The 18,713-nt window shown below is 51.5% G+C and carries 15 protein-coding genes; 7 read left to right on the top strand and 8 right to left on the bottom strand.

Features of this window, described 5'->3' with window-relative positions:
• Positions 1-91: 91 nt before the first annotated feature.
• The 8 genes from QNH99_RS16685 to QNH99_RS16650 all read right to left on the bottom strand — a co-directional run bounded on the left by QNH99_RS16685 (position 92) and on the right by QNH99_RS16650 (position 8,891).
• Entirely contained in the window at positions 92-1,456 is a 1,365-nt protein-coding gene (locus tag QNH99_RS16685) for an MFS transporter (protein WP_063878641.1), read from the bottom strand.
• Between the two features lie 132 nt (positions 1,457-1,588).
• A complete protein-coding gene (cyoE, locus tag QNH99_RS16680; RefSeq protein WP_096011998.1) occupies positions 1,589-2,476 on the bottom strand; it encodes a heme o synthase in 888 nt (295 codons plus the stop codon).
• Between the two features lie 12 nt (positions 2,477-2,488).
• The gene (locus QNH99_RS16675) at positions 2,489-2,818 is read right to left on the bottom strand and encodes a cytochrome o ubiquinol oxidase subunit IV (RefSeq protein WP_013024878.1); all 330 of its coding nucleotides are present in this window, start codon (positions 2,816-2,818) and stop codon (positions 2,489-2,491) included.
• Positions 2,818-3,432, bottom strand: a complete 615-nt coding sequence (locus QNH99_RS16670) for a cytochrome o ubiquinol oxidase subunit III (RefSeq protein WP_410516943.1) — start codon at positions 3,430-3,432, stop codon at positions 2,818-2,820. The genes QNH99_RS16675 and QNH99_RS16670 overlap by 1 nt, the downstream gene beginning before the upstream one ends.
• Positions 3,432-5,414, bottom strand: a complete 1,983-nt coding sequence (gene cyoB, locus QNH99_RS16665) for a cytochrome o ubiquinol oxidase subunit I (protein WP_063878644.1) — start codon at positions 5,412-5,414, stop codon at positions 3,432-3,434. Before cyoB ends, QNH99_RS16670 begins: the two co-directional genes overlap by 1 nt.
• A 4-nt stretch (positions 5,415-5,418) precedes the next feature.
• A complete protein-coding gene (cyoA, locus tag QNH99_RS16660; RefSeq protein ID WP_063878645.1) occupies positions 5,419-6,345 on the bottom strand; it encodes a cytochrome o ubiquinol oxidase subunit II in 927 nt (308 codons plus the stop codon).
• 433 nt (positions 6,346-6,778) lie between these two features.
• The gene (ampG, locus tag QNH99_RS16655; protein WP_172897417.1) at positions 6,779-8,266 is read right to left on the bottom strand and encodes a muropeptide MFS transporter AmpG; all 1,488 of its coding nucleotides are present in this window, start codon (positions 8,264-8,266) and stop codon (positions 6,779-6,781) included.
• 46 nt (positions 8,267-8,312) lie between these two features.
• Positions 8,313-8,891 (bottom strand): lipoprotein, encoded by a 579-nt coding sequence (locus QNH99_RS16650; protein WP_063878647.1) that lies wholly within the window; start codon positions 8,889-8,891, stop codon positions 8,313-8,315.
• A 265-nt stretch (positions 8,892-9,156) separates the two neighbouring features.
• On the opposite strand from QNH99_RS16650, the gene bolA reads away from it, so the two are divergent.
• From bolA to ppiD, 7 genes are all read left to right on the top strand, one after another.
• On the top strand, positions 9,157-9,471 hold the full coding sequence (gene bolA, locus QNH99_RS16645; protein WP_063878648.1) for a transcriptional regulator BolA: 315 nt from the start codon (positions 9,157-9,159) through the stop codon (positions 9,469-9,471).
• 294 nt (positions 9,472-9,765) lie between these two features.
• On the top strand, positions 9,766-11,070 hold the full coding sequence (gene tig / locus QNH99_RS16640; protein WP_063878649.1) for a trigger factor: 1,305 nt from the start codon (positions 9,766-9,768) through the stop codon (positions 11,068-11,070).
• Positions 11,071-11,405: 335 nt separating this feature from the next.
• Positions 11,406-12,029, top strand: a complete 624-nt coding sequence (gene clpP / locus QNH99_RS16635) for an ATP-dependent Clp endopeptidase proteolytic subunit ClpP (RefSeq protein WP_096011996.1) — start codon at positions 11,406-11,408, stop codon at positions 12,027-12,029.
• Between the two features lie 132 nt (positions 12,030-12,161).
• Positions 12,162-13,433, top strand: coding sequence for an ATP-dependent protease ATP-binding subunit ClpX (clpX, locus tag QNH99_RS16630; protein WP_063878651.1), 1,272 nt, complete (start codon positions 12,162-12,164; stop codon positions 13,431-13,433).
• A 186-nt stretch (positions 13,434-13,619) separates the two neighbouring features.
• Complete coding sequence (lon, locus tag QNH99_RS16625; RefSeq protein WP_241567242.1) at positions 13,620-15,974, top strand: endopeptidase La; 2,355 nt, start codon at positions 13,620-13,622, stop codon at positions 15,972-15,974.
• A 215-nt stretch (positions 15,975-16,189) separates the two neighbouring features.
• Positions 16,190-16,462 carry a nucleoid-associated protein HU-beta gene (gene hupB, locus QNH99_RS16620; protein ID WP_014606441.1) on the top strand — a complete coding sequence of 91 codons (273 nt, stop codon included), beginning with the start codon at positions 16,190-16,192 and terminating at the stop codon, positions 16,460-16,462.
• A gap of 249 nt (positions 16,463-16,711) precedes the next feature.
• Positions 16,712-18,580 (top strand): peptidylprolyl isomerase, encoded by a 1,869-nt coding sequence (gene ppiD, locus QNH99_RS16615; protein WP_410516942.1) that lies wholly within the window; start codon positions 16,712-16,714, stop codon positions 18,578-18,580.
• The last annotated feature ends 133 nt before the right edge of the window (positions 18,581-18,713 follow it).

The following is an 18,713-nucleotide window of genomic DNA, read 5'->3' as shown; positions in this document are numbered from 1 at the left end:
ACGCGGCACCTTAATGCATCTGGGCTGTTACCGCGTATCTGACGGCAACTGAGGTAATCTTCCCCTGCCAACACAGACTTTGCAGCCCGTTTTAACAACTGCCGATGAGTGCTTCCAGTTCAGGACGACTGGTGACTTTACTGTCTATCTTGATGTAAGCGCTTTTCTCTTCCGGCACAATCAGCACCGATGAGACGCCAGGCTGTGCTTTTAACCGCTTTTCCAGATTAGGCACAGCCAGTGCGGCATCGCTCAACACCAGACGCAGGCTGCTGACATAAGGCGGTTCCTGCATTGTCATACTGACAAAAAGCCAGGCCGCGGCCACGATCGCCCCCACCATAAATACGGTTTGCGCATCGAAATGGCCAAACAGCCAACCGCCCAGGCTACCGCCGATGGCAACGCCTAAAAACTGGCTGGTGGAATAAAGCCCCATTGCGGTGCCTTTATAACCGGCAGGTGACTCCTTACTGACCAGCGAAGGCAGGATCGCCTCCATCAGGTTAAACGCCAGGAAGAACAGCTGCACGCCGACGACCAGCGTCCAGAAATGCCCCTGCGCGCCCCATAAGACAATTTCTGCGATGACCATCATGCCGACGCAGCCGACAAAAACCCGCTTCATGCGGCGTTTAACTTCTGCATAGATGATAAAGGGCACGACGCCCGCAAACGCAATCAGCATGGTGGTCAGATACACTTTCCAGTGTTCCGACGGCGGTAAGCCAGCCTGTTCAAACTGGTCGGGCAGGGCGATAAAACTCGACATCAGCAGAATGTGCAAAAAGAAAATGCCCAGGTTCAGTTTGACCAGCCTTGGGTTGGCCAGCACTTTGCTAAAGCTGCCGCGCACCATGCCCGACTCACGATTAAGCACGTGATGAGAGGAGGAGGGCACGATCCATAAGGTAATCGCAATCCCCATTGTCGCAAGGAGCGCGATCATCCAAAACAAGGCATGTAAGCCCAGCTTGTGGGTCACTATTGGACCTAAGACCATCGCAATGGCAAAGGTGACGCCAAAGCTGATGCCGATAAACGCCATCGCTTTAGTGCGGTTCTGTTCGCGGGTCAAATCAGACAGGAGTGCCATGACGGCGGCGGCAATCGCCCCGGAACCCTGCAGTGCACGTCCCAGTATGATGCCCCAAATGGACGCCGTGCTGGCAGCAATCACACTGCCGAGTACAAACAGCAGCAGGCCGCCCACAATCAGGGGCTTACGCCCAATGCGATCGGACAGCAGGCCAAAGGGGATCTGGAAAATCGCCTGTGCCAGGCCGTAGATGCCAATGGCCAGGCCAATTAAGGTTTCACTCGCGCCCTGGAGTGCCATGCCATAGGTGGTCAATACCGGCAGGACCATAAACATTCCCAGCATACGAAGGGAAAAGACCGTGCCGAGGCCCCACGTGGCGCGCAGCTCCACCGGAGTCATTTTGTTATCGTTCATTCCAACCTCTGTTGTTGTGCTGCGTTTATTCTAGGGAGGGAGAGCGGGCGGGTAAAACAATAGTTCTTAAGCAGTGGTAACAAAAAGAAAGGGCGCGAAAATCGCGCCCGTTTCATGCTGTTTTAGTACACATTAGCGCACGTAGGTCAGCAGGTCTTTCGAGGCTGGCGTCATAAAATCAACCGACATCATGACGCTCAGGGCCGTAATCGCCACAATCGAGAAGACGAACAGCTTACGTGCCCAAACCCGATCGTTTGAGGTTTTATAGCCTGACAGTGCCATTCCCAGCCACCACACGCTAACAGCAGACGCGACGACCAGATATTTGTAGCCCGCGTAGCCGCCCAGCGTCAGCATCAGCGTGGCAATCATAAACGCCAGGATATAGAGCGTAATGTGATTTTTTGCCACGGAAATGCCTTTTACCACCGGTAACACCGGGATGTTGGCAGCCTGGTAATCTTTAAAGCGGAAGATGGCAATCGCGTAGGAGTGCGGCATCTGCCACAGGCTAAAGATAGCCAGCAGGATTAAGGCACCAGCATCAAACTCATTGGTCACTGCACAGTAGCCAATGACCGGCGGCGCAGCGCCGGACAGGCTACCAATCAGCGTACCGTAGACGGAGTGACGCTTCATATACAGGCTGTAAATGCCAACGTATACCACGAAGCCCATCACCGCCAGCCACATGGCCAGCGGGTTAGCACCGAAATACAGCAGTGCAAAGCCAGCAATACCCAACACAGTGGCGTAAACCAGGCTAACTTTCGCGGAGATAAGGCCTTTTACCAGCACCCGATTCCTGGTTCTCTCCATCTTGATATCAATGTCACGGTCGATCACGTTGTTGAAAACACAACCTGATGCAACAACCAGCGACACGCCAACCAGTGAGGTGAGAAACAGGGCGTAATCAATGCTGCCCTTAGAGGCCAGCAAAAATCCGCCGATCACAGAAATTAAATTCCCGAAAATAATTCCTGGCTTTGTAACTTGCAGGTATTGCTTAAACATTACACAGACTCTTTAGTGGGGCATCATGTTGTAGTTGAGGTTCCACATGATCCACAGTGAGCCAACGACAACAATCAGAATAATGATTGCTGAGAAGACAATGGCCACCATGTTCCAGCCACCTTCAGATTTGCTGTCCAGATGCAGGAAGTAAACCAGGTGAACCAGCACCTGAACTACTGCACAGACCAGCACAACACCGAGGATGGTTCCATGAGAAGCGCTACCATCCATTACCATCCAGAACGGGATTCCCGTCAGGATGATAGAGAGGATGAAGCCGATCATGTAAGACTTCACGCTACCGTGTGATGCACCATGTTCGTTAACAGAATGACTCATTACATGGCTCCCATCAGATAAACTACGGTAAACACGCAAATCCAAACCACGTCCAGGAAGTGCCAGAACAGGCTCAGACACATGATACGGGTACGGTTAGTGGCGTTCAGACCGCGTTTCGCGATCTGGAACATCAGCACGGCCATCCAGATTAAACCAGAGGTTACGTGCAGACCGTGAGTACCGACCAGCGTAAAGAAGCCAGACAGGAAACCACTGCGATCAGGACCAAAGCCTTCAACAATCAGGTGATGGAACTCATAGATTTCCATCCCGATGAAGCCAGCACCAAACAGGAAGGTCAACGCCAGCCAGCCGATAACGGTGCTTTTGTTTTCCTTGTTCATGGCGATAACCGCCATGCCGTAGGTGATGGAGCTTAATAACAGCAGGGCGGTTTCAACCAGCACGAACGGCAGTTCAAAGATATCTTTGCCTGCCGGACCACCGGCGGTGCTGTTAACCATAACTGCATAGGTCGCAAACAGCGTTGCGAAGATAATGCAGTCACTCATCAGGTAGATCCAGAAGCCAAAGACTTTATTGGCTCCTGCATCGTGATGCCCATGCTCCGCATGGGCGTCGTGGTGGTGTTTTACGGTTTCAGTTGACATTATTTCAGACCTGCTTTGCTGATTTCGTCAAAGTGCTGCTTTTCAATCTTCTCTACTTCGGCAACCGGAACGTAGTAATCCACGTCTTCGTCGAAGCTCTTCACGATCCAGGTTACGATCATGCCGAGGAAAGAAAGACCCGCCAGCCACCAGATATGCCAGATCATCGCAAAACCGAAGATGGTCGCAAACGCGGCAATAACAATCGCAGCACCGCTGTTTTTCGGCATATGAATTTCTTCATAATGAGCCGGTTGCTTGTACGCTTCGCCTTTCTCTTTCATTTCCCAGAAAGCGTCACGCTCATGCACATGCGGGATAACAGCAAAGTTATAGAACGGCGGTGGTGAAGAGGTTGCCCACTCCAGCGTACGCGCGCCCCATGGGTCACCGGTCAGATCGCGGTTCTGGTCGCGGTCACGCACAGAAACGTAGAACATAATGATCTGGCAAAGGATACCGCATGCAATCAGTGCCGCACCGCCTGCCGCTACCACCAACAGAGGGTGGAACTGCGGGTCGATGTCCTGGCTCAGACGACGTGTCATCCCCATAAAGCCCAGAACGTACAGCGGCATAAAGGCGACGAAGAAGCCGATGATCCAGAACCAGAAGGCACGCTTGCCCCAGGTTTCGTTCAGCGTAAAGCCGAACGCTTTCGGGAACCAGTAAGTCACGCCTGCCATACAACCGAATACCACACCACCAATAATTACGTTATGGAAGTGAGCAATCAGGAACAGACTGTTGTGCAGCACGAAGTCCGCACCTGGCACCGCCAGCAGAACACCGGTCATACCACCGACAGAGAAGGTGACCAGGAAGCCTACGGTCCACAACATCGCAGAGTGCATCTGAATGCGGCCCTGGTACATGGTGAACAGCCAGTTAAAGATTTTAACCCCGGTAGGAATGGCGATAATCATCGTCATAATACCGAAAAAGGCGTTTACGTTCGCACCCGCACCCATGGTGAAGAAGTGGTGCAGCCAAACGATGAACGACAACACGGTGATGGCGATAGTTGCCCATACCAGTGAGGTGTAACCAAACAGACGTTTTTTCGAGAAGGTCGCAGTGACTTCAGAGAAGACACCAAAGACCGGCAGAACAAGGATGTACACCTCTGGATGACCCCAAACCCAGATCAGGTTGACGTACATCATCATGTTACCGCCCATATCATTGGTAAAGAAATGGAAGCCGAGGTAACGATCAAGTGTCAACAGTGCCAGCGTTACGGTCAGAACCGGGAACGCAGCGATGATCAGGACGTTGGTGCAGAGGGAAGCCCAGGTAAATACCGGCATTTTGAACAGGTCCATGCCCGGCGCACGCATCTTCAGAATGGTCACGAAGAAGTTAATACCGGTCAGCGTGGTACCAATACCGGAGAGCTGGAGACTCCAGATCCAGTAGTCTACCCCCACGCCAGGACTGTATTCTGCCCCCGACAGCGGTGGATAGGCCAGCCAGCCAGTTTGTGCGAATTCACCGACACCCAGAGACAGGTTAACCAGGATTACACCAATCGCGGTAAACCAGAAGCTCAGGTTGTTCAGGAACGGGAAGGCAACGTCACGCGCACCAATTTGCAAAGGTACGGCAATGTTCATCAGGCCCACGACGAACGGCATCGCCACGAAGAAGATCATGATCACGCCGTGCGCGGTGAAGATCTGGTCGTAGTGATGCGGCGGCAGTATGCCTGCTTCCCCGGCCGAAGCCAGAACCTGCTGGGTACGCATCATTACCGCATCGGCAAAGCCGCGCAGCAGCATGACGAACGCCATGATGATGTACATGATACCCAGTTTTTTGTGGTCGATGGAGGTGAACCATTCTGACCACAGATATTTCCACTTACCGAAATAAGTGATGGCAGCGACAAGCGCCAGACCTGCGATGATGATACCGGCAACCGTGACCATGACAATCGGCTCATGGAACGGTACCGCATCCAGTGTTAATTTTCCGAACATCGTATTATTCCTCGGCTCCCGCGGTAGCGGTGTGACTCATGTCCATGCCTTTATGCTCAGGCATGTCCATCTTCCCGTGGCTATGCATGAACTTGTTGATGACCTGCAAGAACAGTTCAGGATTAGCAGAAGAGAAATATTCCACCGGGTGATTTTCGCTTGGTACGGCTACTTTCTCGAAATCATCCATCGTTGTCAGCGTGTTAGGTGCCGCTTTAACTTTAGCAACCCACTGCTGGAACTCCGCGTCGTCTTTGGTGGCAATGGCTTTAAACTTCATACCAGAGAAACCGCGACCACTGAAGTTGGCGGAAATACCGTCGAAAGTTCCTGGCTCGTTGGCAATCAGATGCAGTTTAGTCTGCATGCCTGCCATCGCGTAGATCTGGCTACCGAGCGTAGGAATAAAGAAGGAGTTCATAACGGAATTAGAGGTGATTTTGAAGTTAACCGGTGTGTTTGCCGGGAAGGCAATCTGGTTAACTGTCGCAATACCTTGTTCTGGATAAATGAACAGCCATTTCCAGTCCAGGGCAATCACATCAATCTCAACCGGTTTCACGTCTGACGCCAGCGGTTTGCTCGGCTCCAGGGCGTGGGTTGATTTCCAGGTCAGCACACCAAGGAAAACGATGATCAGGATCGGAATGGTCCAGACCACGGCTTCCACTTTGTTGGAGTGTGACCAGTTAGGGCTGTATTTGGCATTAGTGTTCGACGCCCGATATTTCCAGGCAAACACCACGGCCATCAAGACTGCAGGTATCACGACGATCATCATCAGACCAAAAGCGGTCAGTATCAGCGAACGTTGCTCCAGCGCAATCTGTCCTTTGGGATTTAACAATGCATTATCGCAGCCACTCATTAATAAAGTGCCTGCGATTAATGACAAAATCCCCAAACTTTTATTGTATTTACTGAGTCTCATTTAACGACCTCAATGACAAAGGGCTCTATTGTCGTTTAAGTGTGCGCGCATTTTACGGGAAGGTTTATGCAGTGTAAACCAGCTTAAGGATGTGTCAGAACCATGTTGACACCTTTTGCTAAGGGTGTCACAGATGTTGTTCTCGGTGACAAATTATTAACGTGGACAAGCAGTTGGCGGCAATATAACAAAAAGAGATGGATATAGGGTTAAACAAAAGTAGTAATGGTATAACCCTGACTTTAATCACCCAATTATTTAACAATATTGCATCATTTATTCGATTAATTTTAACCTAATTAATTGCGCACCGGTTTTAAATATTCTGATCGAATGCACCCACTGACCGAAATATTTTTTTGTAAATTGACACGCAAAGACAAATTAGGCGCGCTTAACCGATTGTACGAAATTTAACCAAAATCCCACCCTGTTAGCGAATGCCGGGAAGATCCCCACGCTGATGCAGGGAGCGATAATCCAGCACCACACCGCAGAGTACACCACAGAGTGCCAACGTCATGCCGGCTTCAAACAGCGGGACCAGTGCTGTCGACAGACGGGGTAAGCCCGCTGCATTCAGCGCCAGTGCCAGCAGCCATAAAGCCAGCAACCCGCAGCCGCTGGCGAACAACCGGTTTGTCCAGCGGTAGCCCGCTGCGAAACGGGTACGCGGCAAAAACTGCCCGGTTGTTTGTGTGAAATCCAGCGTGCCACGGCAAAATGCTAACAGCACCAGACCCGGTAAGCCAGCCAGTACCGTAAACGCATAGAAGGTCGGCCAGCCCCACAGTTCAACTAAGAAGCCCGCCGCAGGGCCAACGTAAACCCGACCTACCGCCGACAGGGCCGACAGCAGCGCGAACTGCGTTGCCGAAAAGGACTTGTTGCACAGCGTCATCAGCAGCGCGACAAACGCAGCCGTGCCCATACCGCCACACAAGTTTTCGATAAATACTGCGCCTGCCATGCTCCACAGATGCTTGTCGGTGACTGCCAGCAGCCAGTAGCCAAAATTGGATACCGCCTGTAGCAGGCCAAAAATCATCAGCGCGCGAAACAGGCTCAGGCGCTGCATCAGCACGCCGCCATACAGCGCCCCGATGATAGTCGCCAGCAGGCCGAGCGTCTTATTAACCAACCCGACATCGCCCGGATTAAAGCCCACGCCGCGAATTAAGAAGGTGGTAGTGAGCGAGGCGGCAAACGCATCGCCGAGCTTGTAAAGGATGATCAGCGTTATCAGCAGCCAGGCATTATTACGGTTAAAAAAGTCTCGTAGGGGATCGACCACCGCCTGACGAAGCGACTGAGGCGCGGACTGTCGGTTATCCGGCTCGTTAGCCATAAAGGTTGCGACGATGCAGGGAACCAGTAACAGCGCCATCAGCCAGTAAGTTGCCCGCCAGCCCAGATAGCGATCGGCCAGCCACAGGGCGAGTCCACCCGATATCAACATGGCCAGTCGGTAGCCTAACACCGTGATAGCCGCGCCGCTTCCGCGTTGCTCAGGTGGCAAAACGTCCGTCTTCCAGGCGTCAAACACAATATCCTGAGACGCGGAACAGAACGCAATCAACACCGCCAGTGCCGCCATCAGGGTCAAATCCCGGCTGGGCTGCATAAATCCCATCGCGATGATGCTGGCGACCAGCGCTAGCTGGGTGATCAATAACCACCCTTTACGACGGCCCAGAAACGGCGGTGTGTAGCGATCCATCATCGGTGACCAGAGAAACTTAAACACGTAAGCCTGGCCCACGAGGGAAAAGAAACCGATGGTTTTCAGATCAATATTATCAACGGTCATCCACGCCTGTAAGGTCCCGCTCGTTAATGCCAGGGGCAAACCTGACGCGAATCCCAGAAGGAGTAACACAGCGGCATTTTTTTGACGGAAGACGCGAAAATAGTGATTCATACTGACCTTGAAAAGCGCCCGGCATCATGCCGGGCGAGGGGCAAAATTAGTGAGAGTTTTGTTTAATAAATTCGTTGACGCTGGTGTCCTGCGCCATATCGGCAATCACATCGCTCAGCGTTGAGTTCACCGCGTTGGTGATTTTCTGGTTACTGGCGCTGAAGGCACCTTCTACGCTGTAGGTCTGACGGTAGTTTTTAATCTGCTTGTTGCCGTTTTTCGCGGTGGCAACAATAGAGATATCTGCCTTGGTCGTAATGCTGTAACGCACGTCACCCTGGGTCACGTCGGCATACAGATTATTAACAATGATTTGCAGATCGACTGCGCCGTTGGGGCCAACCATATAGCCGCGTGCCGTCATCTGTTTTTCCAGCACTTCCTGCAGTAAGAAACGCAGGTCGCGGGACGGTGTGAGGCTGACCAGTTGCCCGTCGCGGTTCACTTTTGCCAGCGCCTGATCGCGGCGTTGGTCAGCACCGTTGATACTTACGGTGACGCCCATCAGGCTGGGATCGCGTTGCGGCAGCTGAATTTTAGGTTGAATCGTCAGTGTGTTGTTGCTGGAAGCACAGCCGGCCAGGATAAAAGCAGCCAGCAGTGGGAATAACAGTTTTTTCAACATACGCTTTCTCGTTAATGTAATGGGTTGGTGTGCAAAAACTGCGGCCATCATAGCAAAGCGGTGCAGTGAATAAAGCCCCCAGCGCGAGGTAAAGTCGCGGCAATGGTGTTTCGTCCGCGTTGTGTTGCGTAAAACGGCGACCGATAAGGCGCGCGCGCAGAAACCGCGGGAATGATAATATTCTGCCCGCCATCGCGTAGTGTGGCAGAAAACCGACTAATATTTAAACAGATGGGGCACCGCGCTCGCCATTGAGGGTAAAACCATGATTCGAGAACAGATAGAAGAAAAGCTGCGGCTGGCTTTTGCGCCGGCTCATCTGGAGGTCCACGATGAAAGCTACCGACACAATGTGCCTGCGGGTTCGGAAAGCCACTTTAAAGTTGTGATCGTCAGTGACAGTTTTACCGGCCAGCGTTTCCTGGCGCGTCATCGGGCGATTTACAGCGAACTCAGTGCAGAACTGGCGGGAAGCGTTCATGCCTTAGCGCTGCATACGTACACGCTTAAAGAGTGGGAAGGATTGCAGGATACGGTCCTGGCGTCACCCAACTGCCGCGGTGCCGGAACGCTAGCCTGAGTGCACCATTTTTAAACGGCCTGCGGGCCGTTTTTGGCGTTTAATTGTGGCTAAACGCGATCTGCGGCTCAAAAAAGCAGCAAACTCCCTAAAAAGTGGTGACTTAGCATCCTCGACTCATCTCAGCGATGCCGCTATAATGCTGCGTCTATTTTTCCGGAATGTCTTCGGGACGCTTCTGGTAACAGGGATCAGGTTCTCTTCACGGAAGCCGTCCCGGTTGTTAGATACGGCGCATTAACCAATGTGTGGTGTCTGAAGTTGACCGAGCACGTGATTTTTTGAGGTAACAAGATGCAAGTTTCTGTAGAAACCACTCAGGGCCTGGGCCGTCGCATTACGATTACTGTCGCTTCTGACAGCATCGAAAGCGCTGTTAAAAAAGAACTGGTGGATGTGGCGAAGAAAGTCCGTATCGATGGTTTCCGTAAAGGCAAAGTGCCAATGAACATCGTGGCACAGCGCTACGGTGCGTCTGTGCGCCAGGACGTGCTGGGCGATCTGATGACGCGTAACTTTGTTGACGCCATCATCAAAGAGAAAATCAATCCGGCTGGCGCACCTAACTACGTGCCAGGTGAATACACTGAAGGTCAGGACTTTACCTATGCGGTAGAATTCGAAGTGTATCCAGAAGTTGAGCTGAAAGGCCTGGAAAACATCGAAGTCGAGAAGCCACAGGTTCAGGTAACTGACGCTGACGTTGATACCATGCTGGAAACCCTGCGTAAGCAGCAGGCTAACTGGATTGAAACCGACGCCGCTGCGGGCGCAGAAGACCGCGCGACTGTCGATTTTACCGGTTCAGTTGACGGCGAAGAGTTTGAAGGCGGTAAAGCCTCAGATTTCGTTCTGGCAATGGGCCAGGGCCGCATGATCCCAGGTTTTGAAGAAGGTGTTGTGGGTCATAAAGCAGGTGAAACCTTCACTATCGATGTGAAATTCCCTGATGACTACCATGCTGAAAACCTGAAAGGGAAAGATGCTAAGTTCGAAATCGTGTTGAAGAAAGTTGAAACGCGCGAACTGCCAGAACTGACTGAAGACTTCATCAAACGTTTCGGCGTAGAAGATGGCTCAGTTGACGGTCTGCGTGCCGAAGTGCGTAAAAACATGGAACGCGAGCTGAAAGGCGCTATTCGTAACCGCGTGAAAACGCAGGCTATCGATGGTCTGGTTGACGCTAACCCAATCGACGTGCCTTCTGCACTGATCGACAGCGAAGTCGACGTTCTGCGTCGTCAGGCTGCACAGCGCTTCGGTGGTGATGAGAAGCAGGCGCTGGAACTGCCACGTGAACTGTTCGAAGAGCAGGCGAAACGTCGCGTTGTTGTCGGCCTGCTGCTGGGCGAAGTGATTCGCACCCACGAGCTGAAAGCTGACGAAGATCGCGTGAAAGTGCTGATCGAAGAGATGGCTTCTGCGTATGAAGATCCGCAGGAAGTGATCGAGTTCTACAGCAAAAATAACGAGCTGATGAACAACATGCGCAATGTCGCGCTGGAAGAGCAGGCTGTTGAAGCCGTGCTGGCAAAAGCCAAAGTTTCTGAGAAAGAAACTAACTTCCAGGAACTGATGAATCAGACCGCTCAGGCCTAATCGTCCGTTTAACCGGTTGTGCTGAAGCCCGCGCCTGAAAAGTCGCGGGCTTTTTTCTGTATCAGGCTCGCTGTCTGCCGGTTTGCCGCTATTTGGTTAATTTTTGGGCAAATTGTTCACGCATCGCTTTTTCCGGGTTAGCGATTGATGAAAAGGTTGTTATGCTTGAAACAACTGAGCAGCATCCCAAGATACAGGGAGTATGCAAAAAACAGTTCGGCTGACTGATTAACCGTCCTTGAGTTGTCGGTAAGAGGCAGAGCATAGTTTTTGACGCTCGTCTTACGTAAAATCGGTACAGAATGTTGCCAATGAAATTTATCCAGGAGACGGTAATGTCATACAGTGGCGATCGTGAGTTTACTGCACCGCACAATGCGTTGGTGCCAATGGTGGTCGAGCAAACCTCGCGCGGCGAGCGTTCATACGACATCTATTCCCGTCTGCTTAAAGAGCGCGTAATCTTCCTTACCGGTCAGGTAGAAGATCACATGGCGAACCTGATTGTGGCCCAGATGCTGTTTCTGGAAGCAGAGAATCCGGAAAAAGATATTTACCTTTATATCAACTCGCCGGGTGGCGTGATTACGGCAGGGATGTCAATTTATGACACCATGAAGTTTATCAAGCCGGACGTCAGTACAATTTGTATGGGCCAGGCCTGTTCAATGGGGGCTTTCCTGTTGACGGCCGGGACTAAGGGCAAGCGTTTCTGTCTGCCAAACTCACGCGTAATGATTCACCAACCGCTGGGTGGCTATCAGGGACAGGCGAGTGACATTGAAATCCATGCGCGCGAAATCCTGAAAGTGAAGCAGCGTATGAATGAACTCATGGCGGAGCACACCGGCAAGTCACTGGAAGAAATTGAGCGTGATACCGAGCGTGACCGTTTCCTCTCCGCCAGCGAAGCGGTAGAGTATGGATTGGTCGATTCAATCCTGACCCATCGCCAATAAGCCCTAACTTCGCCTTGTCTCTGGTCTATAGTTAACAGGACAGGGTTATAATGGGTTGAATGAACATCGGCCGTGTACCCACGGCCAGTGCTGTACCCCTGGTACGGCCTGAGAACAAGAAGAGGTTAACTGATGACAGATAAGCGCAAAGACGGTTCAGGAAAGTTGCTGTACTGCTCTTTTTGCGGCAAAAGCCAGCATGAAGTGCGTAAGCTGATTGCCGGGCCGTCAGTGTATATCTGCGATGAGTGCGTTGATCTGTGTAACGACATTATTCGCGAAGAGATTAAAGAGGTTGCCCCGCATCGCGAACGTAGTGCACTGCCTACGCCGCATGAGATTCGCCATCACCTCGACGATTACGTTATTGGTCAGGAAAGGGCCAAGAAAGTCCTGGCCGTGGCGGTGTATAACCACTACAAACGTCTGCGCAACGGGGATACCAGCAACGGAATCGAACTGGGCAAAAGTAATATCCTGCTCATCGGTCCTACAGGTAGCGGTAAAACGCTGCTGGCTGAAACCCTTGCCCGTTTACTGGATGTGCCTTTCACCATGGCGGATGCCACCACGTTAACCGAAGCCGGTTATGTAGGTGAAGACGTTGAAAACATCATCCAGAAACTGCTGCAAAAATGTGACTACGATGTGCAGAAAGCACAGCGTGGTATTGTCTACATCGATGAAATCGACAAAATTTCACGTAAGTCAGACAATCCTTCTATCACCCGTGATGTGTCGGGCGAAGGGGTACAGCAGGCGTTACTGAAGCTGATTGAAGGGACAGTGGCTGCGGTTCCTCCGCAGGGCGGCCGTAAACATCCGCAGCAGGAGTTTTTGCAGGTCGATACCTCGAAGATTCTGTTTATCTGTGGTGGTGCGTTTGCCGGGCTGGACAAGGTGATTTCCCAGCGTGTTGAAACCGGTTCGGGCATCGGATTTGGTGCAACGGTAAAAGGCAAATCGCAAAAAGCAACGGAAGGCGAGCTGCTGGCGCAGTGTGAGCCGGAAGATTTGATCAAATTTGGTCTGATCCCCGAGTTCATTGGTCGTCTGCCTGTCGTCGCAACGCTCAATGAACTGAGTGAAGAGGCGCTGATTCAGATCCTGCGTGAGCCAAAAAATGCACTGACCAAGCAGTATCAGGCGCTGTTTAACCTGGAAGGCGTGGATCTGGAATTCCGTGATGAAGCCCTGACGGCGATTGCTAAAAAGGCGATGTCACGTAAAACCGGTGCGCGTGGTCTGCGTTCGATAGTGGAAGGTGCGCTACTGGAAACGATGTACGATCTGCCCTCTATGGACGACGTCGAGAAAGTGGTGATTGATGAGTCAGTTATTGAAGGTCAGTCCGAACCTATGCTGATTTATGGCAAGCATGAAGCTCAGGCTTCTGGCGAATAAATAAACAAATCGTCCACATTGTGCCATCTAAAAAGGGGAAAATCTTTCCCCTTTTGCATTTCTCACCGTTGTGACATTGAATGTCTGACAATCATCCCCATATACTCAGACACCTGTGGGTTTGACCGCATACCTGCCTGATGCGGTACCCATCACCTGGCGGACACTAAACTAAGAGAGAGCTCTATGAATCCTGAGCGTTCTGAACGCATTGAAATCCCCGTCTTGCCTTTGCGCGACGTGGTAGTTTATCCGCACATGGTAATTCCGTTGTTTGTTGGCCGGGAAAAATCAATTCGGTGCCTCGAAGCCGCAATGGATCATGATAAAAAGATCATGCTGGTCGCACAGAAAGAGGCTTCAACGGATGAACCTGGCATAAACGATCTTTTTTCAGTGGGTACAATTGCCTCCGTCCTGCAGATGTTAAAACTGCCAGACGGGACGGTGAAAGTGCTGGTTGAAGGCTTGCAGCGTGCCAACATCACTACGCTTGCTGACAACGGCGACCACTTTGTGGCCCAGGCTGAATATCTGGTCTCACCAGAGATCGAAGAGCGCGAGCAGGAAGTGCTGGTGCGCACGGCGATCAATCAGTTTGAAGGCTACATCAAACTGAATAAAAAGATCCCACCTGAGGTCTTAACCTCACTGAATAATATTGACGATGCGGCACGCCTGGCGGATACGGTTGCGGCGCATATGCCATTGAAACTCGCAGATAAACAGTCAGTGCTGGAGATGTCAGACGTGAACGAACGTCTGGAATATTTGATGGCGATGATGGAATCTGAAATCGATCTGCTGCAGGTTGAAAAACGCATTCGCAACCGCGTTAAAAAGCAGATGGAAAAGAGCCAGCGTGAGTACTATCTGAATGAGCAGATGAAGGCCATTCAGAAAGAGTTGGGCGAGATGGATGATACGCCTGATGAGTACGAAGCATTAAAACGCAAAATCGATGCGGCCAAAATGCCGCAGGAAGCGCGTGAAAAAGCGGAAGCTGAACTGCAGAAACTGAAAATGATGTCACCGATGTCTGCGGAAGCGACGGTGGTGCGTGGCTATATCGACTGGATGGTGCAGGTTCCATGGAACGCGCGCAGCAAAGTGAAGAAAGATCTGCGCAAGGCTCAGGAAACCCTGGACATTGACCACTACGGTCTGGAACGCGTTAAAGACCGCATCCTTGAATATCTTGCGGTGCAAAGTCGCGTCAGCAAAATCAAAGGACCTATCCTTTGTCTGGTGGGGCCGCCGGGCGTCGGTAAAACCTCGCTGGGTCAGTCCATTGCGAAAGCCACCGGGCGTAAGTACGTTCGTATGGCATTGGGTGGCGTCCGTGACGAAGCGGAAATCCGTGGTCACCGCCGTACCTATATCGGTTCAATGCCGGGCAAGTTGATTCAGAAAATGGCGAAAGTGGGCGTGAAAAACCCTCTGTTCCTGTTAGATGAAATTGACAAAATGTCATCAGACATGCGCGGCGATCCGGCATCAGCCCTGCTGGAAGTGCTGGACCCGGAGCAGAACATCGCGTTTAACGATCACTATCTGGAAGTGGACTACGATCTCTCCGATGTGATGTTTGTGGCAACCTCTAACTCCATGAACATCCCGGCACCGCTGCTGGATCGTATGGAAGTGATCCGTCTGTCGGGTTATACCGAAGATGAGAAGCTCAACATTGCGAAACAGCATTTGCTGCCTAAGCAGATTGAGCGCAACGCATTGAAAGCTCCAGAGATCAGCGTCGATGACAGCGCAATCGTCGGTATCATTCGTTACTATACGCGTGAAGCTGGTGTGCGTAGCCTGGAACGTGAACTGTCCAAGTTGTGCCGTAAAGCAGTGAAAACGCTGCTGATGGATAAAACCAAAAAGCACATCACCATTAATGGTGAAAACCTGAAGGATTTTCTTGGGGTTCAGCGCTTTGACTATGGCCGTGCCGACAGCGAAAACCGTGTTGGTCAGGTTACCGGTCTGGCCTGGACGGAAGTTGGCGGTGATTTGCTGACTATCGAAACCGCCTGTGTGCCTGGTAAAGGGAAACTGACCTATACCGGATCGCTGGGTGAAGTGATGCAGGAATCCATTCAGGCAGCCTTGACCGTGGTACGCGCACGTGCAGAAAAACTGGGTATCAACGGTGATTTCTATGAAAAACGTGATATCCATGTGCACGTACCGGAAGGGGCAACGCCAAAAGATGGTCCAAGTGCCGGTATTGCGATGTGTACTGCACTGGTGTCCTGTCTGACCGGTAACCCGGTGCGCTCTGATGTGGCGATGACGGGTGAGATCACCTTACGCGGTCAGGTGTTACCTATCGGAGGGCTGAAAGAGAAGCTGCTGGCAGCACACCGTGGTGGCATCAAAGTGGTTCTGATCCCGGACGAGAACAAACGCGATCTGGAAGAAATTCCACAGAACGTGATTGCCGATCTGGAAATCCATCCGGTCAAGCGCATTGAAGAAGTGCTGAATCTGGCACTGGAAAATGCGCCTTACGGCATGCAGGTTGCTACCGCAAAATAGTGATTAATGGCATAAACCGTTAAAAAGCAGAGCTGGCAACACCAATTGGTGCTTGCCAGCTTTTTTTTGTGCCGTTAATTTAGGTTGCTGCTGGACTGACGTTATAAGAGGATTACCGTTGTTTCAGCTAATAAGGCTTGATATAACTTGCTGCGCGTTCGTACCCGACAGGAAGCGTGGGTACGATGTGAAATAATAAAGAGGGGATGAATAGAGTGAATAAGTCACAACTGATCGATAAAATTGCTGCCGATGCCGACATTTCTAAAGCAGCAGCAGGACGTGTGTTAGATGCATTTATGGGCTCTGTTTCTGATGCGCTGAAAGGCGGAGATGAAGTGGCGCTGGTGGGTTTCGGCACTTTCTCAGTACGTGAGCGTGCAGCGCGCACAGGCCGTAATCCGCAAACCGGTAAAGAGATTACTATCCCGGCAGGTAAAGTACCGGGTTTCCGTGCAGGTAAAGCACTGAAAGACGCTGTCAACTAATGACAACGCCACCACTCATTAACACATTTTCTTGAGTGGATTAGAGGACGGTTAACGCGTTCTCATGTAACATACGGGCACATCGATGAGATGTGCCTTTTTTATATCCAGAGAGGCAGTAAAGGTCGCGAGGCTTGTCTCAACAGGATTATTGCTGCCAGCCAGATTTGCAGCTGAGTAATGCGCCGGGAAGATGGCGTTATTGCGACAGGGCTTTACATTCACACTACAGCGGAGTGTTGTCATACCATGATGGACAATTTACGCGCGGCGTCGAACCATGTCGTGCTCAAGATTATTTTGGGGTTGATCATTCTCTCCTTTGTGCTGACCGGCGTTGGCAACTATCTGATTGGCGGCAACAATGATTATGCGGCCAAAGTTAACGGTCAGGAGATCAGCCGGGCGCAGTTAGATCGGGCATTTAACAGCGAACGGAACCGTCAGCAGCAGATGCTGGGCGATCAGTTCTCACAACTGGCAGGTAACGACGGTTACATGCAGCAGATGCGCCAGCAGGCACTGTCTCAGTTGATCGATCAGGCTTTACTGGACACCTACATTAAAGATCTGCACATCGCTATCAGTGACGATCAGGTCAAGCAGGCTATTTTCAATCAGGCCGCTTTCCAGACCAACGGTAAGTTTGATAACGCCAAATATAACGCGATGATTACCGATATGGGTTTCAACGCTGACCAGTACGCGGAAGCGCTGCGTAAACAACTGGCCACCCAGCAGTTGATTAACGCCATCGCGAACACCGACTTTATGCTTAAAAATGAAACCAGCAAGCTGGTGGATTTGGTGGCACAGAAGCGTGATATTCAGACCGCGACGATCGACGTGAATGCGCTGGCGGCAAAGCAAACCGTCAACGATGACGAAACCAGCCAGTACTATCAGCAGCATAAAAACAGCTTTATGGCCCCTGAGCAGTTCCGGGTCAGCTATATCAAACTGGATGCCGCCGGTATGCAGGAAAATGCCAGCGATGCGGATATTCAGGCCTGGTATGATAAAAATAAAGCGGACTACACGCAGCCACAGCGCGATCGTTACAGCGTGATTCAGACCAAAACGGAAGCCGATGCCAATGCGATTTTGGCTCAGCTGAAGAGCGGTGCTGATTTTGCCGAGCTGGCGAAGACCAAATCCATCGACCCGATTTCTGCCCGTAAAGGTGGAGACATGGGCTGGCTGGAGCCGTCAACCACGCCGGATGAGCTGAAAAATGCAGGGCTGAAAGAGAAAGGCCAGCTGTCAGGTGTGATTAAGTCTTCCGTTGGCTTCCTGATTGTGCGCCTTGACGATATCAAGCCTGAGCAGATCAAGCCGCTGGCTGATGTGCGCAGCGAAGTGGCGGATAAAGTTGAGCAGGAAAAAGCGCTGGACGCTTTCTATAAACTGCAGCAGAAGGTGAGCGAAGCAGCCAGCAATGACAATGAGTCGCTTGCCGGTGCTGAGCAGGCGTCAGGCATTAAAGCCACAGAAACAGGCTGGTTTAACCGTGATGACGTGCCAAAAGATCTCGACTTCGACGCGGTGAAGCAGGCTATTTTTAACGGCGGTCTTGTTGGTCAAAATGGCGCGCCGGGGAATAACTCTGACATCATCAGTGTCGATGGCGATCGCGCTTTTGTGTTGCGTATCAGCGAGCATAAACCTGAAGCGGTAGAGCCGCTGGAAAAGGTTAAAGCACAGATTGTCGATACGTTGAAACACGATAAAGCGACGCAGCAGGCAAAAGCCCAGGCAGATAAACTGTTAGCCGACCTGAAAGCCGGAAAACAGGATGTGCTAAAAGCCGCAGGCCTGACGCTGAGCGCCAGCAAAACGGTTGATCGTAATTCTCAGGACCCGGTGGCGCAGGCGGCGTTTAATCTGCCACAGCCTGCGGATAACAAACCGTCCTGGGGCGTAAGCGAAGATATGCAGGGCAATGTGGTACTGGTGGCGGTTAATAAAGTCAGCACCGGTAGCATGCCTCAGGCTCAGATTGATGAAATGGTCAAAGGTGTCACGCAGAACAATGCGCAACTTGCCTTTGAAGCATTGCTGCAAAATCTGCGCAAAGAGGCCAAAATTAAATACGGCGCTGCTGCCCAGATGCAGTAATCCTCGCAAAATTCAGGTAATCACTGAAACGACTAAAGGCCGCTTATGCGGCCTTTTCCATTTCTGTCGTTTGCGCTTTGAGTCCATTTTACCGACATGACAACCTGAGCCTGCTGTTTAACACAAGGAGAAA

It is taken from the genome of Pantoea allii, assembly GCF_046529425.1.
Lineage (GTDB): Bacteria > Pseudomonadota > Gammaproteobacteria > Enterobacterales > Enterobacteriaceae > Pantoea > Pantoea allii.
The sequence above is the reverse complement of the archived record's forward strand: the minus strand, read 5'-3'. Positions and strand labels throughout refer to the sequence as shown.